Genomic DNA, 25,954 nt, shown 5'->3' on the forward strand with positions numbered 1-25,954 from the left:
AATTTCGGAAACTGCTAATAACACCCCCTGTACCGGAATAGACTGTTTAGAGCAAGTCAGCCCTGTATAATGAGGTGAACAAGGTGAACGGACATGTAGCGGCGGCAAGTGGACGGGATGAAGGAAGACCGTCACGGCAGATCAATATTGTGCTGAGGAATCAGGATCCGGCGCCGGTGGCCAGCTCACCCGCAGACAGTGCCAGCGGACCGGCCCCCTCCAAAAATCACAGCCACAGCGGACTGTTCCAGGAACTCAGCCGGGAACTGGACGCGTTAGTAGGTCTGGATAATATCAAAGAGCTAGTTTTTGAGATATATGCCCTGCTGCAGGTAGCGCAGATGCGCAGTGAAGCCGGACTCGCCAGCGGGGGCCAGGCCTATCATATGGTTTTCAAGGGAAATCCCGGCACAGGCAAAACAACCGTAGCACGGATTGTTGCGAAGCTGTTCCAGCGGATGGGTGTGCTCAGCAAAGGCCATCTCATTGAAGTGGAACGGGCCGATCTGGTGGGCGAATACATCGGGCATACTGCACAGAAGACGCGGGATCTGGTGAAAAAGGCGTTGGGCGGCATTCTTTTTATCGATGAGGCCTATAGTCTGGCCCGTGGGGGAGATAAGGATTTCGGCAAGGAGGCCATCGACACACTGGTGAAATCCATGGAGGATCACCGGAGCCAATTTGTGCTGATTCTGGCCGGTTATTCCGGAGAAATCGACTATTTTCTGATGAGCAACCCCGGTCTGCCTTCACGGTTTCCGATTCAGGTGGAATTTCCTGACTATACGATTGACCAGCTGCTGCAGATTGCCGAGCTAATGGCCAAAGAACGCGATTATATTCTGATGCCGCAGGCCATACTCAAACTTAAGCAGGCTTTACTGCTTGAAAAAACAGAAAGTCTGCATGCCTTCAGCAACGCAAGGTACGTGCGCAACAGTATTGAGAAGGCGGTGCGCTCGCAGGCGGTACGGCTGCTGAATCAGTATGAAAGCACAAGTCCCGGCAAGCAGGAGCTGATGACCCTGCGGACGGAGGATTTCAAATTGTAAGATATGAATGCATACAGATAAGGAGCACTTAATTAATGGCAATCACCACACATGATACCCAAACAGATGTTCAGGACCGGGCAATACTCGTCAGTCTGGTCACAGACAAAATCAAACGCACGGGCATTGATCCCGAGCTTTCACTCCAGGAGCTGGTCCAGCTGGCTGAAACGGCCGGAGTGGAGGTGCTCGATGTCATCCGGCAGAACAAGGAAACCCCGGATTCCAAATGGTTCATCGGTAAGGGAAAGGTAGAAGAGCTGCGGATGGCCGCTGACGGACTGGGTGCCAATACGGCGATCTTCGACCAGGAGCTGTCCGGAGCACAGGTACGGAATCTGGAGGAGTCTCTGGATCTGAAGATTATTGACCGGACCCAGCTGATCCTTGATATTTTTGCCGGCCGCGCAAAAACCCGGGAAGGCATCATTCAGGTAGAGCTGGCGCAGCTCTCCTATCTGCTTCCGCGTCTGTCCGGACACGGCAAGAATCTGTCGCGGCTCGGCGGCGGGATTGGTACGAGAGGTCCAGGGGAGAGCAAGCTGGAGACTGACCGCCGTCATATCCGCGACCGGATTACCGAGCTGAAACGCCAGCTTGATGAGGTCGTCAAGACACGTGAGCTGCACCGTGAACGCCGCCGTAAGAGCGGCGCTGTACAGGTGGCACTTGTTGGCTATACCAACGCCGGCAAATCCACGCTGCTGAAGCAGCTTACAGATGCGGATGTCTATATTGAGAACCAGCTGTTTGCGACCCTCGACCCGACTTCACGCGTGCTCCAGCTACCTGGGGGTAAAGAAGTTGTCCTTACAGATACTGTAGGGTTCATTCAGAACCTGCCGCATGATCTGGTAGCCTCCTTCCGGGCTACACTGGAGGAAGTGAATGAAGCGAATCTGGTGCTGCATGTCGTTGATTCCTCTTCGCCGATGCGTGAAGAGCAGATGGATGTTGTCCAGTCTATTCTGCAGGATCTGGGAGCCGCAGGAAAGCCGCAGATCGTCTTGTTCAACAAAACCGATCTGTGCCAGCCGGAGCAGCTGGAAATGCTTCCTACAGGTCCGGGCTTCCTGAAGATCAGTGCTTTTAATCAGGATGACCTGACCAGGATTACGGAGATTATCAGCGATGAACTGGCCGGGGACACCCTTATCTTCCGGATTCCCGGGGACCGGGGAGACCTGTCATCACTGCTCTACCGGGTTGGAGAAGTACTTGAGCAGAATTATGACGGGAATGACGTACTCTATAATGTTCGTCTGAATAAAGAGGACTACGATAAATGGAGCTACAAGCTTGCTGAGTTTATCGAACCGCAATAAGTGCAAGATAGGTACAGGCATTACAAGTCCCCGCACAGCCTCAGTTCTGCTTCGTATCATTCGGGGCAGGCGCTGCTGTGCGGGGTTTCTCGCTGAAACGCACACCGTTCCTATCGGAATGGCGCAGATAATTTCAGCTTTGACAAAGTAAAAGTAGGGTAAGGAGAGATTGAGGGGAAATGGCAGTATTTGCAGAGGATCTATTACAGGCAGCGGAAGCTGCAGAGCTAGAAATTGAAGTTGCCGTTAAGCGGCTGGATAAAATTGTAGATCATAATCAGTGGAAGGTCATTGAAGCCTTTCAGCGCCAGCATGTCAGTGATTTTCATTTTGCCGGGTCTACGGGATATGCCTACAATGACCGGGGGCGTGAGGTACTGGATCTGGTCTATGCTGAAGTATTCGGCGCGGAGGCGGCGCTCGTACGCCCGCATTTCGCTTCTGGCACTCATACGATATCTACGGCGCTCTTTGGTGTGCTTCGTCCCGGAGACGAGCTTCTATACATTACAGGACGCCCCTACGATACACTGCATAAGGTAGTTGGCAAGCCCGGCGACGGGACAGGCTCTCTGGCTGACTTTGGCATCGGCTACCGCGAGACTGCACTGACGGCTGACGGTAAAATTGACTGGGACGAGGTTGCAATAGCGGTAAACGATAAAACTAAGGTCATAGGAATCCAGCGTTCCCGCGGTTATGATTGGCGTTCTTCCTTCACTGTTGCTGAGATTGGTGAGATGGTAGCGAAGGTAAAAGCGCTAAAGCCTGATGTAATTGTATTCGTAGACAACTGCTACGGAGAGTTCACCGAGACTCTGGAGCCCCCTCAGGTTGGTGCTGACCTCGTTGCCGGTTCATTGATTAAGAATCCCGGCGGCGGAATTGCCGAGACAGGCGGGTATATCTGCGGCCGGGCAGATCTGGTGGAATTGGCCGCATACCGCTTGACTGCTCCCGGGATAGGCGGAGAGGTCGGTGCCATGCTGGGGACGACGCGTGGACTGTATCAGGGGCTCTTCATGGCTCCGCATACCGTAGGGCAGGCTGTGAAGGGCAGTATTTTCGCTTCCGCTGTATTCCAGCGCTGCGGGTTTACGACCAAGCCAGCCTGGGATGAGCCGCGGACGGATCTGATCCAGGCGGTAGCTTTTGACGGACCTGAGCATCTGATTGCTTTCGTGCAGGGAATTCAGCGTGCAGCGGCAGTAGACAGCCACGTTGTTCCCGAGCCATGGGATATGCCTGGTTATGAGCATCCGGTCATTATGGCGGCAGGGACGTTCATTCAGGGCGGAAGTCTGGAGCTATCTGCGGATGCGCCAATCCGGGCGCCGTACATCGGGTATATGCAGGGAGGACTAACTTACTCTCATGTAAAATACGGGGTACTAATGGCCCTGCAAAGTATGAGAGAACGCAATTTACTTTAATTAATTGTGAACGTACAATAACCGGACACTCAGCAGAGTGCTGTCCGGTTATTTGCATTGGAGGACTGAATTAGAATTTCTCGAATTTATCTACTTTCATAGAAGCCACTTCACCGCATCTTTTGCAAATTGTTAATGTAAGCTTCGAACCAAAAGAAAAGTAGTTATTTACAGGCCTTACATTAGCGTAGCCCTCCAGTTTTCCTTCAGCAAAAGTGTTATTTCCGCAAGCTTTACAAATGAGATTATTCTGGTTCATAGAAGTCACCTCGTAGTAGTTTTATACTATATCTACGTAGTTTAAGGAGAAGCGTTCCCCTATGCTCAAAGTGAAGAGGAGATGAAGTCTATGCTGAATGAAGCGGCAGCGGTAGAATATTTAACGCAACAAAACAATGTGAGCGAAGCTCCCGTTATAGTGATGATGTGCGGTGTGGCTGGCTCGGGGAAAACAACCTTTGCGCTGAAGCTGGAGAAAGCGGGATTCGTCCGGCTCTCGATCGATGAGGATATTTGGAGTACACATGGCCGTTTTGGTGTAGATTATCCGGAGCAGGCTTATGAATCCTTTAAGGAACAATCGGAAATCAGGCTGCGGGGGGAACTGGTGAAGCTGATTCAGGCGAAGCGTCATGTCGTTATCGATTTCAGCTTTTGGCAGCGGCAGAAGCGGGATGAATATAAACAACTGATTGAGCGTTATGGAGGCGTATGGGCACTGATCCATTTAAAAGTCCATCCGGACGAATTGCGCCATAGGCTTCAGATCCGGAGCGGGCGTTTTGATGCTAATGCCGCTTTTCCAATCACGGAAGAGATTCTGACCCGGTTTTTGAGCGGATTTGAGACCCCGGCAGGAGAAGGGGAGCTAGTGATTGAAGGTTAGCCAGTCACTTTTCTTTTGAATAAGGAGTTTCTGAAAAGTTGGAGTCGTGCATGATGCGCGTTTGAGCGAAACAGTTTTCCAGTACGGAACTTTTGCTTGAGGATTGATCTATGTGATATACTGCGGGAAGCCAGGTCCCATGTAGCTGACACTTTGTTCACTTAATCTCTCATTGGCTTAAAGAAATCTTGTGAGAAAAACTCACATACCATTGACACGCCATATAAGGAAATGTACAATGAGATGAGAAAAAGATCATTGGAAGGTTGGATGAGTCATGGGTGATGAAATCCGCAGAAATATGGCATTATTCCCTATAGGAATCGTAATGAAGTTAACCGATCTATCTGCCAGACAAATTCGTTATTATGAACAGCACAGTCTGATCGTACCCGCGCGCACATCCGGCAACCAGCGTTTGTTCTCCTTTAATGATGTTGAACGTCTGCTAGAGATCAAGGCATTGATTGAGAAGGGTGTTAATATTGCCGGCATTAAGCAGGTGATGAATCCTGTCTCGAAGGAATCTGAAGAAGCTACAGTCATTACCCCTGATACAGAGGTTCGGCGTAGAGAGTTATCCGATTCACAGCTTCACCGTCTGCTTAAGCAGGAACTGGTTTCCGGTAAAAGACCGGGACAAGTGTCTCTAATCCAAGGCGAGCTATCCCGGTTTTTTAATAAATAACATAGAGATTTTGAAAGGGAGAGGGTAAAGTGAGCTTTTCTAAAGAGGATATTCTGCGTATTGCCAAGGACGAGAACGTCCGGTTTATTCGCCTGCAATTTACCGATCTGCTCGGAACAATCAAAAATGTGGAAATTCCCGTAAGTCAGCTGGAAAAGGCGCTCGACAACAAAATGATGTTCGACGGTTCCTCCATCGAAGGTTATGTCCGGATCGAAGAATCCGATATGTACCTGTATCCGGATCTCAGCACTTGGGTGATTTTCCCTTGGGTGACGGATAGTCGTGTTGCACGTCTGATTTGTGATGTGTATATGCCAGACGGAACACCGTTTGCCGGAGATCCGCGCGGTATCCTCAAACGTTGTCTGCTCGAAGCTGAGGAAATGGGCTTCACTGCTATGAACGTTGGACCTGAACCTGAATTCTTCCTGTTCAGAACAGATGAGAAGGGTAACCCGACCACTGAACTGAACGATCAGGGCGGATATTTCGATTTGGCGCCGATGGATCTTGGGGAGAACTGCCGCCGCGAAATCGTACTGACGCTTGAAGAAATGGGCTTTGAAGTGGAAGCCTCCCACCATGAAGTGGCTTCCGGCCAGCATGAAATTGACTTCAAATACGCCGATGCTATCAAGGCAGCGGACCAGATTCAAACCTTCAAGCTTGTCGTGAAGACGGTAGCCCGTCAGCACGGCCTGCATGCTACTTTTATGCCTAAGCCGCTATTTGGCATGAACGGATCCGGTATGCACGCACACCAATCCTTGTTCAAAGGCAACGAGAACATGTTCTATGACGAAAGTGACACACTGGGTCTGAGCAAAACAGCCCGTTATTACATGGCAGGGATTCTGAAGCATGCACGTGCTTTTGCTGCGATCACTAACCCGACTGTCAACTCATACAAACGTCTGGTGCCTGGTTATGAAGCTCCTTGCTACGTGGCCTGGTCTGCGAGCAACCGCAGCCCGATGATCCGTATTCCCGCTTCCAGAGGGCTCAGTACACGCGTTGAAGTCCGTAACCCGGACCCGGCAGCTAACCCTTACCTTGCACTTGCTGTAATGTTGAAGGCAGGTCTGGATGGAATCAAACGCCAGCTTGATCTTCCGGCTCCAATCGACCGTAACATCTATGTGATGTCTGAGGAAGAGCGGATTGAAGAAGGCATCCCAAGCTTGCCGTCCGATCTGAAGGAAGCCCTCAACGAAATGATCCGCAGCCATGTTATTACCGAAGCTCTCGGCGAACATGCGCTGGCCCACTTCTACGAACTTAAAGAAATTGAATGGGATATCTACCGGACCCAGGTTCACGAATGGGAAAGAGATCAGTACATGACGCTTTACTAGGATATAGCAGCCCTTGGCGCTCTAAGCGCCGGGGGTTTTTTTTGTGTGTTTATAGGCCAGGGGATTTTTCCTACTCAGTGCATATAAAGCTCACCATATTGATCTACTCTTCGCGACCAGTATAAAAGGATGTTAAATAACGAGGCTTTGTCCCTACATTAATGTGCATGTAAAAATCCGCATGACAGGAAGGGAGGGTTTTATTCATAATTCAACAACAATAGACATAAAATATCGGTAGAATATTATAATAATTGACAACTTATGGACTATGTATTAACAAAAGGGAAAGATGTATTATTTAAGTGTAATCGGCCGGTTAACAAATGAATCGAAGGGCGGAAGATTAGTGAAAATTAAAAAACTTCTTTCTTTACTTATTATCTCAGCAATAGTTATGCTGCCATCGGCTTCCGCATTTGCCGAAGATGTTAATTCAACAGAAGTAACTCCTTATATAGTCGGCATAGGGGATTCACAAGCTACCGCAATTTCTCTTCTCTTAAATGAATATGGCGGAGTTGTTTATGATCTCTTTATTCAAAATTCTACAGAAAAAGATTGGTTTAAATGGACCAATACATCTTCTGGTTATAAAAGAGTATATGCGACTGTAGGAGGCTACTCTGGAAATGGAGTGACAAGGGCAGGCTATAAAATTAATTACAATAATGGTTTCGGTGAAACCCAAATATTTTATACAGAAAAGGCAAATACAACAGAGTCACAAACCTTTGGTAACATTTTTGTACCAGCAGGTGCGACAGTTTATATTGTAGTAGACGCCCCAAACTTTAGCTCAGCACCTGCATACCATTTGAATTTCTCTGCATATGACGTAAATTAAGCCGAGATAAAAAGAAAGAGACGTTATAAATAAAATTGACGTCTCTTTTTTTCTTATGAACGCCTAAAAGGCGTTTTTATTTTGCCCTCGGAGCTGCTTCGAGGGCTTTTTCCATTATGTTTTTAATAATATTATATATCTGCTTGCTTATAGATCTGATATTAATAAGGTGGGCCGTAATGAATAATACATATAGTCTCTTACCAGCACGCGATATCCTTCAGGAGTTGCGGTTGCTACTCCTTCATCGTTTGGTAAGCAAGAACCATCTTCAATACATGTTTCATGATCCCGAACAAGGAGTTTTCCCATTGTTCCTACAGCCACCCATTCCCGACGGTCAATCCGGGAGACATGCTCCTGAGTAGGGTTATATTGAGAACTGATTAACCCTGCTTTCATAGAGTTCGATAGTGTTATAAAATTTCCCTCTTCGTCTTTCACCGCCGGAATTGCTATAACCTCATACTTTATCCGTTCCCACTCATCTAACATGTATTTCCCCTTCCAGTTCAAATGATTTGCATCACCGATAATTGAAGGTCTTGCGATGATGCCTCCAAGAATGTAATTAACTTCTCGCGTTGCTGTTCTGACTTTTTCACCTTTCGTCGTCACGAATATCCTGGTTCAATTGGCAGCCCATCCACGGTTTCAAATAATTCAGCGTAGTCTGCTGCAGGAGACATTACGGTACCATTAATGTAGAGATTGCCGGTAAGGTCTTTGTTTATACCAGATAACGAAGGAGCAAAGCTGTTCCCGTCGGCTAAATGCCATAAATTAACGTATCGATCACTCTGTTGAAACCCATGATATACGATTGTTGATGCATAGCAACATTACGATGTCCAGCTGCATATGAGGAGAATGGAACCTTGGTAAGAAAAAAAAGAGGCAGCAGCCAAATGACCACTGGCTAGTAAGCCCATTCACCCGTGAGGGTAAATTTGTTCTTCATAGGCCAAGGGAAGTGGATGGATTCCGGTTATGCCGACTGCTTCTTGCACCCTAATAAAAAAAGAACCTTTAAAAAAGGTCCTTAGCGGGAAATCTCAGACAACTGTTTGGTATGGGCCTCTAACAACTCGACGACAATCATTTGCCCCGTGACGCCAAAATTCCTTAAGCAACGCAATTCAGCTAATGAAGCTTTCATCAAATCACCCACGGTGATGTAATTGCTCTCATATACCGAATTAAGAATACGAGAAATGCTTTTAGGGTTTCTGGTCGATCTCTGTCTTAAAGTGTGAATAGGTCGCGGATATAATCTACGGTCAATTTCAATGTAAGACATGAGGGGAAGAATATCTCTAGTGGACAATCTCTTGATGTCTCCCTTCATATATCTGGTAATTATTATAAATATATGAGAAAATAATTCAACCCTTTATTTACAAAATACACATAAAATACAAAATTATTATTTAGGATAATATATATTTAATAGAGTTATTAAATTTAAACCGACTCGCCGGAATAATGGCTGACGGGTTATTTTATTTACATCCCAATGGTTTGCCGGATGGTTTATTTTACATAATGTACCATGTCCTATATACTGGATCATATACACACTAAAGGAAGCTTTTGCAGGTGCTTACACTGGGAATCACTTTTATGCCTAAGGGAAGGCTGAAGTGAAGCATGTGTTTAGAGGGTTTGGGCTTGGGGACTATTGCTGTTACAGTTGATACTGGCCGTGGTTGTTGCGGTGCTGGTATTTCCTTGTTAATAAATAAGATACATAGGGGTATGAAATGAGAAATAAATATGTAAGTATCATTGCAATGATCCTATTATTAACGCTAATTTGTTCTCAGGCTGGAGCTGCAGAAGGGGCCGGCATGTCAACTGAAACCAGGGAACGGATTATAGAGCAATATGGGCTGGATTCACCGGTAGCAGGTAGTCCGGACTGGAGCGGAATGGATGTGGGGATAAGCGGGCCGGTTGATGTGCTGGTTATAATCTGCAGGTTTATTGTGAGTCCGTTAGTGTTCGCGATTCAAGAAATATTCTAGCTGGAGGGAATAAGCATGAACCCGCGATATGATGCAACGCAGCCAGAACACAAAGTCCGCAAGAAAACAGCGGCAAAACTGTCTTTTGTAATTATAGTAGTACTAGTTTTACTAGCCGTTATGAATCCGGGTAAAGAGGACTTTGGAGAATATGCTGTGAATCATCTCGAGGAAACACTGGGGGTAGAGCTAGCTGGAGGAATTACCAGTCTGGTCGCTCAGCCTATGGTCGAATCGTTTACAATCCGGGAAAATTACATTCTGTTCTCCACCTTCAGCATACCTGATATTCAAGACGGTAAGACATTTATCGGGGATATTAAGGCGAAGCGCAAATACCTTGGGCTGTTTAAAATCATTTTCATCAAGCTCTAAACTCTAAATAGGGTATACATTTTGTTCCAGAACCCGGTATAATTAAACTGATTTGTGTGCTCTATGAATCCTTATCATTCTTGCTTGTGCACTGAGGAGGAAAGATGTTGAATACTGCGTATAAAGTTCTTTCAAGTGATGCTGATATATTCGCGGCGGCACTTGCCCAGGTGAAGGTCTATGTCGTTCAGCTGATCGAAGGTAAACCTCATGTTATAGCTGATTACGCCGGACCTGTACAAAAATGGACGCCGGAGTATGTATTGCTGGCCGGAATGACCTATAGACGTGACGAATTTGAGTTCCGTGTAAGGCTGCCCAAGAAGTAAAAGCAGGTAACCGCTTCGGGGTAACGAATTAGTAGCTGAGGAGGTGGTCGCAAGTGAGTAAAGTTATTTTTGAGCTTCAGTATGTGAATGGGCAAATTGAAGAGCTAGAATCTGTGTTTGAATCGGCGGCAGAAGCCAGAACCTATCTGACATCCGGTGGTTTGACAGGCTGGATTCCGGCAGGAGGCAAGTATCTTAATCCTGTAAATATTATCTCCATCAAGGTCAAAGAAAGCTAATTATAATATTACTGCCAAATCACACAGTCTCCGAAGCCAATCTTTGCATTTCTTATACTATAAAACGTAAAAGAGGTGTAATGATGACGCAAAGAGAACGAAACAGAATCCGCAGAGCAATTAATGCACTGCTCGCACAAAGAGCAATCCTGCTGGAAAGACTTGAGGAAATTAATGAGAACCTGCGCAGATTTCCAAGCGGTTCACGTGCCAGAAGAGAATTGCTGGCTGCAAGAGCATCCATCCGTGAAGCAATTCGTTTAAACACTATTGCTATCCGGTTGTTGCGCAGCGTGTTGTAATCTGTAGTCAGGGGATATGAATCCACTCAAAGACATCCTTACGGATGTCTTTTTGGCGTGCGATTGAGACTGTGGGAGGCTCAGAGTATAATTGATCGATGAAGAGCAAAAGGCTTGAGGAACAGCTACATATCAGGATAACATGGTGAACAAGCTGCACAAGAGCTTGATACAGGAAGGTGTGAAGAATGGACGATCAATTACGCCAGCGTTTGGGACTGCCGGAAACACAGGATAGTACACTGTCTGTTAACGCAGATCCGGTGATGGAAGAAAGTTCAAAATGGGATGCAGCCGGATCCACCGTGCTGAATGTCTCCAGAGAAGATGTGGAGAAGGGACGGCTCGAGAGCTATTTGCGTGAATTTAAGAAATATGAGAAGAAGCGGCTACGGGGCAAAATCATAATTATATTCAATGGGTATGAGCAGGATCGCCGGGAAGTCTATCAGGTTCGGGAGATTACGAACTGGGTTGACCGTCTGCTCAAGAACGTGCCTCATCTGTTCTATTTCCTCAGCAGAGACAATTACGCCATGCGGATTGCGTTCTTTTGTCTGTCTGAGGTGGTGGGCCGCTCCGGGCTGGAAGTGTCCATCACCAAAGAGCAGGGACGCAGGCTGATCGAGAAAGTTACCAAGAGTGCATTGGTCTACGCCAAAAAAAGCAAAGACTCACCTGCGGAACAGTGGAGTCTGGCTGAAAATATTCTGGACGAGCTTGGTTATGAGCAAACTGTGCAATAATGCTGTGAAGAACCCCTTTGGCGTAACCCGTCAGAGGGGTTCTTGTGTTCGATATAGAAATTTATAGGCGGCTGCATGACTGTAGCTACTCCCTGATGGTTACACGGGTGCCAATGGGAATGATAGCAGCCAACGCGACCACATCCTGGTTATACATGCGGATACAGCCGTGGGAGACCATGTGGCCGATGGAGGAAGGGTCATTGGTTCCGTGAATTCCATAATGTGGCTTGGACAGGCCCATCCAGAAGGCTCCGAACGGTCCGCCCGGGTTGGGCTGCTTGTTAATGATCGTATACTCGCCTACCGGCGAGACGGTCAGCATCCGGCCAATGCCGACAGGAAATCCTCTGGTTACGGTGTCATTATCAAGCAGATAAAGCATGCGCTGTGAAAGGTCGACAATAATTCGATAGTTGGGCATGGGATCAGCACTCCTTTGTAACAGGATATGTGCGGATAGCTAAAGCGGTTCGGAGTAAAAAATGCCAAAAAACCAACATAGGAACAAATGTTCCTATGTTGGTTTTTTGGCATTTTGGGCAAGCGTAACAGGATCTAAAGAGGAAAAAGGCTGCTTCGCGTGATGCGGAGCAGCCTGATTATGGAGGAGAAAGATTAATGGATATCGCGGAATAATCCAATGACTCTGCCCAAAATAGTAACGCGGTTAAGGCGGAGAGGCTCGTAAGCCGGGTTCTCCGGCTGCAGCCGGATATGATCACGTTCTTTGTAAAAGGTCTTAACGGTTGCTTCATCTTCTTCGGTCATCGCAACAACGATGTCACCATTGTCAGCGGTTTGCTGTTGGCGGACAATAACATAATCACCGTTCATAATACCGGCATCAACCATGCTGTCGCCGAGTACAGAAAGCATGAATACCTTGTTATCCCCTACGTAATGGGTAGGAAGCGGGAAGTAATCTTCAATATTCTCTGTTGCAGTAATAGGAACACCAGCAGTAACCTTACCAATTACAGGGATACGGGTAACCGTCTGGACGAATTGATGTACATTCTCTGAATCTTCCTGGCCGAGCAGTTCAATTGCACGCGGCTTCGTAGGATCGCGCCGGATCAGGCCTTTCTTCTCAAGCCGGTCCAGATGACCGTGCACTGTAGAACTGGAGGCCAGGCCAACAGCTTCGCCAATTTCCCGAACGGACGGAGGATAACCCTTGCTGCGGACTTCGTTACGTATAAATTCCAGGATCGCCAGCTGGCGACTCGAAATCTTTGACATCGGAATCAACCCCATATACTATGTTTGGGAAAATTATAACATAGAACTGCCGTTCGTACAAACATAAGTTCTAAATTGTGAGAATTATAGCCTGAAAAATAAAGGGAACAGTTGTTCGAAAAAACTATTGATCAAAACACATGTTCGTGTTATATTATTTTCGAAAGTAAGAACAAGTGTTTGGAGGATGATGTTTATGTTAAAATACAGTACCTACAATAGTATCTACAATGAGGATATCAAGGTGTCCGCTCCCGGTAATCCATTACCCTATAATCCATTGGCACAATTCAGAGACAAGACCCTTCGCCTGCTGTCTGTACTTACCTCAATATTCCGCCAGGTCAGCTTCATCAAGATATCTCTGATACTTTTACTCACGATCTCCGGATTTACAGTAGTCGGAAATGTGTTCGCTGGTTCTGTCACTTTAATGAAGCCTGAGAAACGGATCGTAGTTGAACGCGGAGACACCTTGTGGAGCATTGCCCTCAAGAATAAACCGGATGATATGAGGACTGCTGTATATATAGAAGGGATCAAGAAGTCAAATGGTCTGAAGGACAGCGGAATTAAGGCAGGAGATATACTGTCCGTGCCGGTATATTAACCGATAGAAGCATACTGGTGTTCGACTAAGAGAGCTTTCAGGGGGTAGACCTTGACAAGCTCTTTTTCTCATGGCAAAGTTAGAATGAATTTATAGGGGAGGGGAAAGTATTGAATATTGACGAATTGGTCGCACGCATCAATGAATTGGCACGCAAACATAAGGAAAGCGGCCTGAATGAGGAAGAATTGGCAGAACGCGCCAAACTCCGCGAGATTTATCTGGGCAATATCCGCAGCAATTTCCGGGCCCAGCTTGATACCATTGAGATTGTGGATAATCCGGAGCATGAAGAAGGCAACAACGGACGTAAAGCTTAGTCTGCGGCCTTTTCATAGATAATACAGGATGACTAGGGGGAACTAACATGGCCCGTTCTTGGGAAAGAATGGTTCAACGCAACACCAAGCAAATCAATCAGCAAAGAAAGAAGCAGGGGAAAGAGACGATCTATGGGGCGAGCTCTAAAGCTGCTGCAAAGAGCGTCGATATTTTCAAAGGCCGCAATATTGTATTCCCTGTCGTGTTACTGCTGCTTGGCATTATGTTCTGGGTAGTCGGTTCCATCGATGAAGCGAAAGGAAGCGGAATACTGGCTAACTGGCTGGGGGTAGTACTGTACTTCCTGCTTGCCGCGCTGTTATTCTTCCGCCGTCCGTTCCTTAAGGTGGAACGTGCCCGTCTGTCTACTATTAAATACAACCGTGAACGCTTTTTGCCTGCAGCTGAAATTGAGAAGATTACCTTGTCCCGCAGTGTAGTTACCATTAAGTATAAAGGCAAGCGTAAGCAGTGGATTTTCTCCAAGCTGATCAACCGGTATGACACCGCCGCTATGGCTGCACGCCTGGAACAATTCGGCAAGAACAACAACATTGAAGTAGTGCACGAATAGTAAGATAGACCAGCATAGGGAGTGGGAAACGAAATGCCGATTACCGCCGTACTATTTGACCTTGACGATACACTGCTATGGGATGATCGAAGTGTGGAAGAAGCATTCCGCTACGCCTCTGAGGCTGCAGGGGATTCTGTTGATCCGCAGGAGCTTGAACAGGCGGTGCGTAGAGAAGCGCGTGCGCTTTATGAGTCTTACGAGACCTTTCCGTTCACGAAGCTGATCGGAATTAATCCTTTTGAGGCACTATGGGCTAACTTCACAGCTGGAGACCAGCCGGAATTCCGGCAACTGGAACAGCTTGCTCCGGCCTACCGCACCGAATCCTGGCGCCGCGGACTTGCCTCTCTTGGAGTGGACGATGATGCGCTGGCGGCACGCCTCGCGGCCAAGTTCGCCGCTGAGCGCCGCAGCCGTCCTTATATATATGAAGAGACGCTTCAGGTGCTGGATGAACTGCGCGGCAAGGTGAAGCTGCTGCTGTTGACGAATGGCTGTCCTGCACTCCAGCAGGAGAAGCTTGATGGTGTACCTGAGCTTATTCCGTATTTTGACCATATTGTCATTTCTGGAAGCTTCGGTAAAGGGAAACCGGACAAGACAATCTTCGAGCATGCCCTCGGACTGCTGGATATTACGCCTGAGCAGGGGGTCATGGTCGGAGATAAGCTTACGACTGATATTCTCGGAGGTTTGGCTGCAGGTCTAACGACGGTCTGGATCAACCGGACGGCCAAGACTCCTGACCCGGATATTACTCCGGATTATCAGATCAGCCATCTTTCGGAGCTTCTGCCATTGGTACACTCCTTATAATTGAATTAGATGAAGCCGGTATCCTTATAGGATATTGGCTTTTTTGATATACCTGCGAGGATTTGGACAAATGTAGTTCATGTATATGACTATTCTCATGTGATAGGGCGGTTAACGAAGCTTATTTCCGACAAGTTGAATAAAATGTGTATAATAAGGAAGAAAGCAATCTGACTTTCGCTGTTAACATGAAGATGAATCTATCGATGAACCGGGAGGGCTCCAGATGATTAAGCCAAAGGTACTTAGAGGTCTCATTTGCATTGTCATGGGTATGACGCTTGCCGGCTGTTCAGGGAATGATGAAGAGGATATGTATATGCATGCAGCTGCTGATTCCTCAATGGTGCCTATCAAGGTAGAGCTAAGCTGGAGTCCGGAAGAAGTATCCGTTAACGACAAGGTGATTTTTAAAGCAGTCATTAGTCAGGACGGAGAAGTTGTTGAGGACGCCAAAGAAGTGATCTTCGAAATTGTAGATAATGCAGAGCCAGGCAACAGCACTCAGCTGAAAGGGGCAAGTGACGGAGAAGGAGCTTATATAAGTGAACGTACATTTGAGCAAGCCGGCAGCTATACGGTCACTTCCCATGTGACTGCCCGGACGCAGCACTCTATGCCGTCTAAAGAACTCACGGTACAGCCATGATGAGTTTGTGATCTGTAGCTATACTGTCAATACAAATAATGCAGGGTGGAAAGGAAGGCTTTCCGAATTCCCTTTATTCTGCTAAACTTACTCTAATGTTTTACTGGGGGGATTGAAAGTGGCCAAATTCACACTTGCAGAAAGCTTGCAGCAACGCATATTAATACTAGACGGAGCCATGGGCACGATGATTCAACAGGTGCCGCTTACCGGCGAGGATTTCGGCGGGGATGAGCTGGATGGCTGTAATGAAATGCTGGTGCTTACCCGGCCGGAGGTGATTCAGGATATTCATGAGAAATACCTGGAAGCCGGTGCGGATCTGATTGAGACTAACACATTCGGCGCCACCTCTGTGGTGCTTGCAGAATATGATATCCCGCAGCGGGCCCGGGAGATTAACCTTGAGGCTGCCAGACTTGCGCGTAATGCTGCAGATAAATATGATACACCTGAGCGCCCAAGGTACGTTATTGGGGCAATGGGACCGACGACCAAGACACTCTCCGTAACCGGAGGAGTAACGTTTCAGGAGCTCGTGGACAGCTATGAGGAGCAGGCGGTCGCGTTGATCGATGGCAAGGTAGATGCCCTGCTGCTGGAGACTTCCCAAGACACGCTGAATGTGAAGGCCGGAAGTATAGGCATCCACAATGCCTTCGAGACAAGCGGAATTACACTGCCGGTGATGATCTCAGGTACCATCGAACCGATGGGGACTACGCTTGCGGGGCAGAACATCGAGGCCTTCTACATTTCGCTGGAGCATCTTAAGCCGATCTCTATCGGATTAAACTGTGCGACAGGACCGGAATTCATGCGCGATCATATCCGTTCGCTGTCGGCCATTTCTTCGGCAGCGGTTAGCTGCTATCCGAATGCCGGGCTTCCGGACGAGAACGGCAACTACCATGAATCTCCGGATTCACTTGCCCGCAAGCTGGCCGGCTTCGCCGAGAAGGGCTGGCTGAACATTGCCGGCGGCTGCTGCGGCACAACCCCGGATCATATCCGGGCGATGGCCGAAGCCCTATCGGCATATCCGCCGCGCGGGCTGGATGGCATTCATCCGCCGGCACTCTCCGGCATAGAGCCCGTGTACATTGAGAGCGATAACCGTCCTTACATGGTCGGTGAACGGACCAACGTGCTGGGATCTCGGAAGTTCAAGCGGCTGATTGTCGAAGGCAAGTATGAGGAAGCTTCAGAGATTGCCCGCGCACAGGTGAAGAGCGGAGCGCAGGTCATTGACGTCTGCGTGCAGGACCCTGACCGTGATGAGACGGAGGATATCAAACGCTTCCTCGAGCTTGTAGTGAAGAAAGTCAAAGTACCGCTGATGATCGATACCACCGATCCGAAGGTGATTGATCTGGCCTTGCAATATTGCCAAGGGAAGGCGATTATTAACTCCATTAACCTTGAAGATGGTGAAGAGAAATTCGAGCTCGTGACTCCGCTGATTCATAAATACGGGGCTGCGATCGTTGTGGGCACAATTGATGAAACCGGGCAGGCGATCCTGGCTAAGGACAAGCTGGAGGTTGCCAGACGTTCTTACGATCTGCTGGTGAACAAATATGGGCTGGCCGCTGAAGATCTGATCTTTGATACCCTTGTATTCCCTGTCGGAACAGGTGACGAACAATATATCGGTTCTGCGAAAGAGACGATTGACGGTATCCGCCTGATCAAGGAAGCCCTGCCTTCCGTTCATACGATTCTGGGCATAAGCAATGTATCGTTTGGACTGCCGGAAGCGGGCCGTGAAGTGCTCAACTCGGTGTTTCTCTATGAGTGCACCAAAGCCGGGCTGGATTATGCGATTGTGAATACCGAAAAGGTGGAGCGTTATGCCTCCATTCCGGAGGAAGAACGCAAGCTTGCCGAACAGCTGATTTATAATACCAATGACGATACTTTGTCTGCGTTCGTAGCGGCTTTCCGGGAGAAGAAGGTCGAGAAGAAAGAGAAGATCTCCAATCTCTCGCTGGAAGAACGTCTCGCCTCGTATGTCGTTGAGGGAACCAAGGAAGGGCTCATTCCTGACCTGGACGAAGCCTTGAAGTTATCCGGTCCGCTTGAGATTATTAATGGTCCGCTGATGGCGGGGATGTCGGAAGTCGGCAGATTGTTCAATAACAATGAGTTGATTGTGGCTGAAGTGCTGCAAAGCGCTGAAGTGATGAAGGCTTCAGTCGGTCATCTGGAGCAGTTTATGAAGAAGTATGAGACCTCGGTTAAAGGAAGAATTATGCTCGCAACCGTTAAGGGCGATGTACATGATATCGGCAAAAACCTTGTGGAGATTATCCTCTCCAATAATGGCTACGAGATCGTCAATCTGGGGATAAAGGTTCCGCCAGAGAATATAATTGAAGCCTTCCGCAAGGAAAAAGCTGACGCCATTGGATTATCCGGCCTCCTGGTGAAGTCGGCGCAGCAGATGGTACTGACGGCGCAGGATTTGCGCGCTGCCGGTATCGATGTGCCGATTATGGTCGGCGGTGCGGCATTAACCCGAAAGTTCACCAAGACCCGTATCCGCCCTGAATATGACGGCCTGGTACTATACGCCAAGGATGCCATGGACGGTCTGGATATCGCCAACCGGCTGATGAATCCGCTGGAGCGGGGGAAGATTGAGGAAGAGGTACGCCAAGAGGCAGAAGCTGCCGTAGCTGTGGCTCCTCAGCAGCCGCTTCCTGAGCTGACGCGTGCCGTCCGCTCCAAGATTTCGGCAGATGCCCCTGTGTTTACTCCGCCGGATCTGGAGCGTCATGTCCTGCGCAATTATCCGCTTGGACATATTATTCCTTATGTGAACATGCAGATGCTGCTCGGCCATCATCTGGGGCTGCGCGGTTCCGTGGAAGCGCAGCTGGCAGCGGGAGATGCGCGTACAGTGGAATTGAAAGAAACCGTAGACGATATTCTGCATCAGGCGATGCTGGAAGGTACCATTGTTCCACATGCCATGTATCAGTTCTTCCCGGCCCAGTCGAGCGGGAATGATATCCTGATCTATGACCCGCAGAATCCTGCCAATGTGCTGCATACCTTCACTTTCCCGCGGCAGAACGTTGAGCCGTATCTCTGCCTCGCCGACTTCCTGAAGCCGGTGGACAGCGGGGTTATGGATTACGTCGGGTTCCTGGTCGTAACCGCCGGCCATGGGGTACGTGAATTGTCCACGGAGCTTAAGGACCGGGGAGATTATCTCCGTTCCCATGCCCTGCAGGCAGTAGCGCTGGAGGTGGCAGAAGGTCTGGCTGAACGCGTTCACCATATGATGCGGGATACCTGGGGGTTCCCGGACCCGGCGGATATGACGATGAAGCAGAGACACGGGGCGCGTTATCAGGGAATCCGTGTATCCTTTGGCTACCCGGCTTGCCCGGATCTGGAGGATCAAGGGCCGTTATTCAAGCTGCTGTCTCCGGAGGATATTGGAGTTCACCTTACCGAAGGCTTCATGATGGAGCCAGAGGCTTCGGTATCAGCTATGGTATTTGCACATCCTGAAGCGCAGTATTTCAATGTGGAGAAGCTGTAAACTGCCCTGATTGATCATCACCTGTCAGAAGGGCCTGTGCCCGTCATAGCGGAACCTCCCGTCACCGGGAGGTTTTTTGCTGGGAATATAAGAATTTATATGTAACGTATCCAGCTGATTCCACTTGAAAGATGCTTTCAGCGCCAAAACAGAGTAGAATTCTTTTCATAAGAACCGGCATGATAAAAATAAGGTGAGAAGTACGAGAGAAGAGAGGAGGGGCATAATGGAAATATATTTCTTGGGAACAAATGCCGGGGTACCGACACTGCAGCGGAATGTAACCTCAATCGCCCTCAGGCTGCTTGAAGAACGGCGCACGTTCTGGATGTTCGATTGTGGAGAAGGAACACAGCATCAGGTTCTCCGTTCACCGCTGCGGCTGGGCAAGCTGGAGAAGCTGTTTGTCACCCATTTGCATGGTGACCACTTGTTCGGTCTTCCGGGGCTGCTGTCGAGCCGCGGTTATCAGGGCGGTACATCACCGCTTACAGTGTATGGACCTCCGGGGATCAAAGCTTATCTGGATATTTCACTGTCCGCAAGCCAGTCGCGAATCCCTTACAAGCTTGAGATTATTGAGCACAGCGGCGGGCTTGTGTTTGAGGATGACACGTTCAAGGTTGAGGCGGGATTGCTTGAGCATAGAATTGACAGCTATGGGTACCGGGTAACGGAGAAAGACAGTCCTGGCAACCTCGATGCAGAGCTGCTTAAGAGTTACGGGCTGAAGCCGGGACCGCTCTACGGCAAGCTGAAGAGAGGCGAAGATATTACAACTGAAGACGGGATTGTGATCCGGGCAGCGGATGTGATTCATGCGCCGAAACGCGGCCGCATTGTTACTATTCTGGGAGATACCCGTCCTTGCCAGGGAACACTGCCGCTGGCGCAGGATGCTGATCTGATCATTCATGAGGCTACCTTTGCTCATGACCTGGCCGATATGGCCTATCAATATCATCACAGTACAGCCCGGCAAGCCGCGGAGCTGGCACGTGAGGCAGGCGGGCGTGAACTGCTGCTGACCCACTTCAGCTCGCGGTACAGCTCACAGGAGGAGCTGATTCCACTACTGGAAGAGGCGCAGGCCATCTTCCCGAATACACTGCTGGCGGAGGAATTCTGCACCTTCCCGGTCCACCGGAGAGCCGCGGGAAATGCCCCCGGGGAATGAATTATTTTCCGGGAAAGCGCAGGAAATGACAGGGCTGTGCCAAAAAAAGCCTGCCGGTACAGCGGTTCGCTATCGTTCGACGAAGTATGTTAAATTTTAAATAGTTGGAGAGCTTTAAGCGTACGAAGCAGTAGAGAAATTGGCGAAACGGAGTAGCGGAAAAGTTAGGATGCCATCAAAAAACTCAATAACAGTGGGCTATAGCGGGAAATGGTTAGAAAATTGCGAATATAATTTATAACATTAACTATTAATGCGATGAATTAAATAAACGGGACTCAAACAGGGGGTATTATGAAGAATATAGGTGGTTTGTTAATTGATCTGGACGGAACTTTGTATCACGGAGGCCGGATGATTCCGGATGCAGATCGGTTGATAGCAGCGCTGCGTAGAGCGGCTGTACCGTTCCTGTTTGTCACGAATAACTCTTCACGCACAGCGGCAAGTGTTGCTGCACATCTGCGCGGGATGGGAATTGATGCGAATCCGGAAGAGGTCTGCACCTCATCCCTTGCTGCGGCACGCTACATTGCTGAGGAATCACCGGAAGCAACCGTGGCGATACTTGGAGAAGAGGGACTGGTGCAGGCCTGCGCCGAAGCGGGGTTAACGCTGGTCAAGGAGAATCCGCAATATGTTGTCCAGGGCATCGACCGTTCTTTTACATATGAATCGCTGGCCCGGGCCTCGCGCTGGATCCGGGAAGGAGCCAGGTTTGTGCTGACCAACCCGGACCTGATGCTCCCCTCCGATGACGGGGTGATGCCCGGCGCCGGAACCCTTGGAGCTGCAATTGAAGCAGCCAGCGGGGTGTCACCTGTAGTGATCGGCAAACCGGAATCCCATCTGATTACCTATGCGACAACATTGCTGGGGATTACACCCGAGGAGGCGGTTGTAGTCGGAGATAACATGCGTACAGACATTTCTGCCGGTGTAAATGCAGGGTGCCGCACGATACTGGTGCTGACGGGTCTGACCACACGCGATAATCTGGAGCACTACCAGACTGTTACAGGAGTTAAGCCAGATGAAATTTGTGCTGATTTAGCTGAACTATTGGTACTGCTCGGTGTATAATGACAAAGGTATGCCTTTTACCAACCTGGAAGGGAAGATGACAATATGCCGGAATTGCCGGAAATGGAGAATTACAGAAAGCTGCTGAGCCAGCATCTAATAAATGTTCCAATTACGGGGGTAACCGTAAACCGAGAAAAAACAATCAATATGGAGACAGCAGATTTCGTGAACGGTCTGGTTGGTGCACGTGTTGTGTTCGTAGAGCGCCGTGCCAAGCATATCCTCTTCCATCTGCATGACGGCAGAAGACTGCTGCTTCATCTGATGTTAGGCGGACTTTTGTTCTATGGGACAGAGGAAGAGCGTCCGGACCGGACTACTCAGGTTGAACTGGCTTTTGGAGAGCATATCCTCTACTTCATGGGCCTGCGCCTGGGATACCTGCATCTCCTTTCTGTTAAGGAAAGCGAAGCGGCAATGGGTAAGCTTGGACCGGAGCTGCTGGACCGGAGGATGACGGCTGAACGCTTCGCCGGACTGCTCAAAGGACGCCGCGGTGCGCTGAAGAGTCTGCTGGTCAACCAGCATGTTATGGCCGGAATCGGCAATTGTTATGCCGACGAGATTGCCTTTGAAGCAAGACTTCTGCCTTCTACGCTCGTTCAGAATCTGTCACCAGAGGCAGTAACCCGGCTGTATGACAGTGTGCGCAAGGTATTGACGGAGGCAACCGAGATTGGCGGTTATATGGAAATGCCGTTCATGACCGGAGATACAGTTACCGGCTCTTACAACAATGCTTGTAAAGTGTACGACCGTGGCGGCGAACCCTGCCTGCGCGGCGGGGGAACGATTATCAAGACAGAACAGTCCGGACGCAAGGTATTTTATTGCCCGGATTGTCAGCATGACGCTTAATCCCGGTATAGGGGCACATGTCAGCATACGCGGCGGATACGGGCAGGCTGCCCGGTCCGCCAGGGAGAGCGGCGCGTCATGTTTCCAATATTTCCCTAAGAATCCGCGCAGTCTGAAGCTTAAGCCGGTTGACTACCGGGATGCGCACTTATGTGCCGATTATTGCCGGGAACAGGGGATGGTCTCCATTGCCCATACCCCTTATCCGACCAATCTGGCCGCAGATCCCGCAGGCAGAGCCGTTATGGCTGCTTCGCTGCGCAATGATCTCGAGATCGCCGAGGCTTGCGGATCCCTGGGCATTGTGGTGCATTTTGGCCATTTTGCCGGAATGGAGCCATTACAAGGCTATCAAAATATTATACAATGTATAAATGACACCCTGTCAGGATGGGAAGGCCAGACAAAGCTGCTGATCGAGAACATGGCAGGCAATCACGGCCATGAAGGCATGACGCTGGAAGAGCTGGTCAAAGTCCGTGAACTGAGCCGCTATCCGGAGAAAATCGGCTTCTGCTTCGATACCTGTCATGCCTTTGCATCAGGGATATGGAATCCGCAGAATACTGACGAGCTGCTGCAGAGGGGAGAAGCACTCGGCTACTGGCCACATCTTGCTGCCGTACATCTGAACGACTCCCTGTTCCCCTGCGGCTCGAGGCGGGACAGACATGCTCAGATCGGGCAAGGCCATATTGGAGTTAAGGCGCTGAGAGAACTGCTGACTTCTGCTTCTCTGCGCAAGGTGGCAGCGATTGCGATGGAAACGGAAAAAGGGCCTGACGGCACTCACAGGGCGGAAATTGCTGTAGTCAGGCATTGGTTTGAAGCGGAGGATGAATCGTGATGAATATATATATGGACGATATGAGAAGACGGCCTTCCGGTTTTGCGCTGGCCAGAACCACCGGAGAGTGTCTGCTGATGCTGCGCAGCGGCCCGGTTGATATTCTGTCGCTTGATTATGATATGGGCCCGGACGATTTCTGCGGCGGTGAAGTGGTCAAAAGGATGGTGCTCGAAGGATTATTCCCGCGGGAAATCTATCTGCACACCTCCAGCCTTGAGGGGCGCAAGGAAATGTACGAAATCTTGTATCCGGCCGTGCCTGCCGGCACACAGCTGCACAATGGCCCGCTTGGGCTGGAGAGGCTGCAGGAAATTGCTGCAGGAGCGGCGGCTGGATGAAGGATATGAATCAGGAAGAGCTGATGGAGCTGCTCGGAAGGCCGGGAGAACCTCTTGCAGTGTTCTTGTATACCCCGCTGTGCGGGACCTGCAAGGCCGCACGTCGTATGCTGGAGGTTGCGCAGCATCTGCTGCCGCCCGGACTTCTGATTGCTGAGGGCAACGTAAATATGCTGCCCGGACTTGTAAACACGTACCGTATATCCAGTGTGCCTGCACTGATGGTAGTGCCGGCGGACCGCCGCGCTGAACCGGAAATCTTTTATTCAATGGGCTCGGTAGAACGGGTACTGGATTACATAAGGAGAGTGACCTCATAATGATATCTTTACAACATCTTTCCCTGCGCAGGGAACAAAGCCTGATTCTTGATGATGTATCTCTGGAAATGAAGCAAGGCGAGAACTGGGTAATTCTCGGGCGTAACGGCTCCGGTAAAACCACTTTGCTGGAAATGATGACCGGTTACCTGTTTCCAAGCAAGGGTTCCGTTGAAGTGCTGGGCTACAAATTCGGCCAGTGTGATGTACGTGAGGTACGCAAGGAAATCGGCTATATTGGCCCGTCCCTGATGGAAAAGCTCTCGCTCAGCGATCCCGTATGGGAAGTCGTCGCAACTGGCGCTTATGCCTATTTGCGCTTTTATCAGGCAATCCCGCAAAGTGTGCAGGATCAGGCGCTGAAGCTGCTGGAGGATATGAATCTCAGCGAACTGGCGTACCATCCGTTTGGTACCCTGTCCCAGGGGGAACGCAAGAAAGCGATGCTGGCACGCTGCCTGATAGCAGAGCCCAAGCTGCTGATCATGGACGAGCCTTGCGCCGGCCTTGATCTCTACGAGCGTGAGAAGATGCTGGCCGAGATCGACAAGCTGAAGCAGCGCAATGTGGCTGTAGTGTACGTAACGCATCATGTAGAGGAGATTGTACCGCTCTTCACCCATGTAGCGCTGATCCGTGACGGGAAGCTGGCGGGAGCCGGTCCTAAGGAAGAAGTGCTGACTAGGGAAATGCTGATGGACACTTTCGATATACCTGTTGATGTTGAATGGGATAGCGGCCGTCCCTGGATAAAAATAAGACCTGGAGGCACATCGATTTGAATGATTTTACGCAAGAACCCCTCGAGCCAAACCTGGCTCCTGATGAGAAAATAATTTCAAGATACATCTGCACCGCGAACCACGGCTTTGCTCCCTATGCACAAGAGGAGCTGCGCCGCCTGTTCGGAGCAGTGAAAAGTACTTTGCTGCTGCCGGGTGAAGTGTTCCTGGCAACGCTGGAGGCAGAGCCTGAAGAGGTATCGCGGATGCTGGCACAGAACCTGCCGATCTTCCTGCGCCATATCCAGCCGGTGCAGTTCCAGGACACAGGCGATATGTCTGCTATGGACAGGCTGGCCGTATACTTAAGCCGGCGGACAGAGCTGGAGGGTGAGAAGGTCTCGCTGCATGTCCGCAAGGGCAGCACGTCCTTCTGGGAAGACAGCCCGGGAGAGCTGCGGGAGTGGCTGCAGGGCCGGCTTGACAGTCTGGGTGCAGAATTCACCGTACAGGAGCCGGCATGGGTGGTGTCCGTATATGCAGATGGAGAAGCCCTGTATGCCGGTGTATCCCGGCCGGAAGAGAATCTCTCCAGCTGGAACGGCGGGATGATCCGCTTCCGCAAGGAGGACGGGCAGATCTCCCGGGCCAAGTTCAAGCTGATGGAGGCGGAGAAGGAATTCGCGATTCCGTTCTACAGCTTCAAGAATGCGGTGGATATCGGCGCTTCCCCGGGCGGCTGGACCTCGTTCCTGCTGGAACGCGGCCTTAAGGTAACCGCTGTGGATCCGGCCCTGATGCATGAATCGCTGCGTAATTATCCCGGACTCAAGATTCTGCGTAAAAATGCCGGGGAGGTCAAATTCCGTGAGAATGAATTTGATCTGCTGGTCTGTGATATGAGCTGGAGTCCCAAGCTGATGGCGAAGCTGGTCACCGGACTGCTCCATAGTCTGACTCCGGGCGGGACTGCCATTGTCACGGTGAAGCTGATGCATAAGAAGCCGCTGGCGATGATCAAAGAGATTATTACCATGTTCGAAGGTGAACGGATGCAGATTCAGCGCGCGAAGCAACTGTTTCACAACCGCGATGAAATAACACTTTATATGATTAAATATTAATTAGGTTCATGGATAAAGGGAAAGCATCCCGCTATTTGCACCGCCGGCTTCATGCCGGTACCAGGTGCTGATGGCGGATGCTTTCCCTTTTTTGT

General features: G+C 49.6%; 30 protein-coding genes. 27 read left to right on the top strand and 3 right to left on the bottom strand.

The genetic code is table 11. The features are described from left to right. Positions 1-83 precede the first annotated feature (83 nt). The 7 genes from NSQ73_RS13005 to NSQ73_RS13035 all read left to right on the top strand — a co-directional run bounded on the left by NSQ73_RS13005 (position 84) and on the right by NSQ73_RS13035 (position 7,592). Complete coding sequence (locus NSQ73_RS13005; RefSeq protein ID WP_042137900.1) at positions 84-1,055, top strand: AAA family ATPase; 972 nt, start codon at positions 84-86, stop codon at positions 1,053-1,055. 35 nt (positions 1,056-1,090) lie between these two features. Then, complete coding sequence (gene hflX, locus NSQ73_RS13010) at positions 1,091-2,380, top strand: GTPase HflX (protein ID WP_039299242.1); 1,290 nt, start codon at positions 1,091-1,093, stop codon at positions 2,378-2,380. A 179-nt stretch (positions 2,381-2,559) separates the two neighbouring features. Next, the gene (locus NSQ73_RS13015) at positions 2,560-3,813 is read left to right on the top strand and encodes a methionine gamma-lyase family protein (protein ID WP_340986745.1); all 1,254 of its coding nucleotides are present in this window, start codon (positions 2,560-2,562) and stop codon (positions 3,811-3,813) included. Between the two features lie 349 nt (positions 3,814-4,162). Continuing rightward, a complete protein-coding gene (locus NSQ73_RS13020; protein WP_340986746.1) occupies positions 4,163-4,699 on the top strand; it encodes an AAA family ATPase in 537 nt (178 codons plus the stop codon). A 277-nt stretch (positions 4,700-4,976) separates the two neighbouring features. Then, the gene (locus tag NSQ73_RS13025) at positions 4,977-5,387 is read left to right on the top strand and encodes a MerR family transcriptional regulator (RefSeq protein WP_019910684.1); all 411 of its coding nucleotides are present in this window, start codon (positions 4,977-4,979) and stop codon (positions 5,385-5,387) included. A gap of 29 nt (positions 5,388-5,416) precedes the next feature. Beyond that, entirely contained in the window at positions 5,417-6,745 is a 1,329-nt protein-coding gene (glnA, locus tag NSQ73_RS13030; RefSeq protein WP_039299225.1) for a type I glutamate--ammonia ligase, read from the top strand. Between the two features lie 349 nt (positions 6,746-7,094). After that, positions 7,095-7,592 (top strand): hypothetical protein, encoded by a 498-nt coding sequence (locus tag NSQ73_RS13035; RefSeq protein WP_340986747.1) that lies wholly within the window; start codon positions 7,095-7,097, stop codon positions 7,590-7,592. Positions 7,593-7,739: 147 nt separating this feature from the next. Here NSQ73_RS13035 and NSQ73_RS13040 read toward each other — a convergent pair whose 3' ends face one another. After that, positions 7,740-8,210 (bottom strand): peptidase G2 autoproteolytic cleavage domain-containing protein, encoded by a 471-nt coding sequence (locus tag NSQ73_RS13040; protein WP_340986748.1) that lies wholly within the window; start codon positions 8,208-8,210, stop codon positions 7,740-7,742. Between the two features lie 1,232 nt (positions 8,211-9,442). Here NSQ73_RS13040 and NSQ73_RS13045 point away from each other — a divergent pair. From NSQ73_RS13045 to NSQ73_RS13070, 6 genes are all read left to right on the top strand, one after another. After that, on the top strand, positions 9,443-9,619 hold the full coding sequence (locus NSQ73_RS13045; RefSeq protein ID WP_171715963.1) for a hypothetical protein: 177 nt from the start codon (positions 9,443-9,445) through the stop codon (positions 9,617-9,619). A gap of 15 nt (positions 9,620-9,634) precedes the next feature. Continuing rightward, complete coding sequence (locus NSQ73_RS13050; protein WP_171715962.1) at positions 9,635-9,994, top strand: hypothetical protein; 360 nt, start codon at positions 9,635-9,637, stop codon at positions 9,992-9,994. A gap of 104 nt (positions 9,995-10,098) precedes the next feature. After that, complete coding sequence (locus NSQ73_RS13055) at positions 10,099-10,323, top strand: hypothetical protein (protein ID WP_305954185.1); 225 nt, start codon at positions 10,099-10,101, stop codon at positions 10,321-10,323. Positions 10,324-10,376: 53 nt separating this feature from the next. Then, the gene (locus NSQ73_RS13060) at positions 10,377-10,562 is read left to right on the top strand and encodes a hypothetical protein (RefSeq protein ID WP_039299211.1); all 186 of its coding nucleotides are present in this window, start codon (positions 10,377-10,379) and stop codon (positions 10,560-10,562) included. Between the two features lie 80 nt (positions 10,563-10,642). Further along, on the top strand, positions 10,643-10,864 hold the full coding sequence (locus NSQ73_RS13065; RefSeq protein WP_144026006.1) for a hypothetical protein: 222 nt from the start codon (positions 10,643-10,645) through the stop codon (positions 10,862-10,864). Positions 10,865-11,052: 188 nt separating this feature from the next. Beyond that, positions 11,053-11,610, top strand: a complete 558-nt coding sequence (locus tag NSQ73_RS13070; protein WP_340986749.1) for a hypothetical protein — start codon at positions 11,053-11,055, stop codon at positions 11,608-11,610. A gap of 85 nt (positions 11,611-11,695) precedes the next feature. On the opposite strand, the gene NSQ73_RS13075 is transcribed toward NSQ73_RS13070, so the two are convergent. Further along, on the bottom strand, positions 11,696-12,034 hold the full coding sequence (locus tag NSQ73_RS13075) for a L,D-transpeptidase (RefSeq protein ID WP_039299202.1): 339 nt from the start codon (positions 12,032-12,034) through the stop codon (positions 11,696-11,698). Between the two features lie 194 nt (positions 12,035-12,228). Further along, positions 12,229-12,855, bottom strand: a complete 627-nt coding sequence (gene lexA, locus NSQ73_RS13080) for a transcriptional repressor LexA (protein WP_039299199.1) — start codon at positions 12,853-12,855, stop codon at positions 12,229-12,231. A 196-nt stretch (positions 12,856-13,051) separates the two neighbouring features. On the opposite strand from lexA, the gene NSQ73_RS13085 reads away from it, so the two are divergent. The 14 genes from NSQ73_RS13085 to NSQ73_RS13150 all read left to right on the top strand — a co-directional run bounded on the left by NSQ73_RS13085 (position 13,052) and on the right by NSQ73_RS13150 (position 25,859). Next, on the top strand, positions 13,052-13,465 hold the full coding sequence (locus NSQ73_RS13085; RefSeq protein ID WP_340986750.1) for a LysM peptidoglycan-binding domain-containing protein: 414 nt from the start codon (positions 13,052-13,054) through the stop codon (positions 13,463-13,465). A 110-nt stretch (positions 13,466-13,575) separates the two neighbouring features. Next, positions 13,576-13,785 (top strand): DUF896 domain-containing protein, encoded by a 210-nt coding sequence (locus tag NSQ73_RS13090; protein WP_042137875.1) that lies wholly within the window; start codon positions 13,576-13,578, stop codon positions 13,783-13,785. A gap of 47 nt (positions 13,786-13,832) precedes the next feature. Then, positions 13,833-14,360, top strand: coding sequence for a hypothetical protein (locus NSQ73_RS13095; protein ID WP_039299192.1), 528 nt, complete (start codon positions 13,833-13,835; stop codon positions 14,358-14,360). Between the two features lie 33 nt (positions 14,361-14,393). Next, positions 14,394-15,179 carry an HAD family hydrolase gene (locus NSQ73_RS13100; protein ID WP_340986751.1) on the top strand — a complete coding sequence of 262 codons (786 nt, stop codon included), beginning with the start codon at positions 14,394-14,396 and terminating at the stop codon, positions 15,177-15,179. Positions 15,180-15,405: 226 nt separating this feature from the next. Further along, a complete protein-coding gene (locus tag NSQ73_RS13105; protein WP_340986752.1) occupies positions 15,406-15,828 on the top strand; it encodes a FixH family protein in 423 nt (140 codons plus the stop codon). A 178-nt stretch (positions 15,829-16,006) separates the two neighbouring features. Beyond that, the gene (gene metH, locus NSQ73_RS13110; RefSeq protein ID WP_445669666.1) at positions 16,007-19,384 is read left to right on the top strand and encodes a methionine synthase; all 3,378 of its coding nucleotides are present in this window, start codon (positions 16,007-16,009) and stop codon (positions 19,382-19,384) included. A 226-nt stretch (positions 19,385-19,610) separates the two neighbouring features. Then, positions 19,611-20,561 carry a ribonuclease Z gene (gene rnz, locus NSQ73_RS13115; RefSeq protein ID WP_340986754.1) on the top strand — a complete coding sequence of 317 codons (951 nt, stop codon included), beginning with the start codon at positions 19,611-19,613 and terminating at the stop codon, positions 20,559-20,561. Positions 20,562-20,855: 294 nt separating this feature from the next. After that, positions 20,856-21,644, top strand: a complete 789-nt coding sequence (locus NSQ73_RS13120; protein WP_340986756.1) for a TIGR01457 family HAD-type hydrolase — start codon at positions 20,856-20,858, stop codon at positions 21,642-21,644. Positions 21,645-21,689: 45 nt separating this feature from the next. Beyond that, complete coding sequence (locus NSQ73_RS13125) at positions 21,690-22,505, top strand: Fpg/Nei family DNA glycosylase (RefSeq protein WP_340986757.1); 816 nt, start codon at positions 21,690-21,692, stop codon at positions 22,503-22,505. Continuing rightward, the gene (locus NSQ73_RS13130; RefSeq protein ID WP_340986758.1) at positions 22,495-23,352 is read left to right on the top strand and encodes a deoxyribonuclease IV; all 858 of its coding nucleotides are present in this window, start codon (positions 22,495-22,497) and stop codon (positions 23,350-23,352) included. Before NSQ73_RS13125 ends, NSQ73_RS13130 begins: the two co-directional genes overlap by 11 nt. Continuing rightward, entirely contained in the window at positions 23,352-23,693 is a 342-nt protein-coding gene (locus NSQ73_RS13135) for a cyclic-phosphate processing receiver domain-containing protein (protein ID WP_331281731.1), read from the top strand. The genes NSQ73_RS13130 and NSQ73_RS13135 overlap by 1 nt, the downstream gene beginning before the upstream one ends. After that, entirely contained in the window at positions 23,690-24,013 is a 324-nt protein-coding gene (locus NSQ73_RS13140) for a thioredoxin family protein (protein WP_340986759.1), read from the top strand. The genes NSQ73_RS13135 and NSQ73_RS13140 overlap by 4 nt, the downstream gene beginning before the upstream one ends. After that, positions 24,013-24,795: an ABC transporter ATP-binding protein gene (locus tag NSQ73_RS13145; protein ID WP_042137857.1), complete on the top strand. Its 783-nt coding sequence runs from the start codon at positions 24,013-24,015 to the stop codon at positions 24,793-24,795. The genes NSQ73_RS13140 and NSQ73_RS13145 overlap by 1 nt, the downstream gene beginning before the upstream one ends. Beyond that, positions 24,792-25,859 (top strand): SAM-dependent methyltransferase, encoded by a 1,068-nt coding sequence (locus NSQ73_RS13150; RefSeq protein ID WP_340986760.1) that lies wholly within the window; start codon positions 24,792-24,794, stop codon positions 25,857-25,859. The genes NSQ73_RS13145 and NSQ73_RS13150 overlap by 4 nt, the downstream gene beginning before the upstream one ends. Positions 25,860-25,954: the final 95 nt, after the last annotated feature.

The organism is Paenibacillus sp. FSL R10-2736 (assembly GCF_038000245.1).
Lineage (GTDB): Bacteria > Bacillota > Bacilli > Paenibacillales > Paenibacillaceae > Paenibacillus_AQ > Paenibacillus_AQ phytohabitans.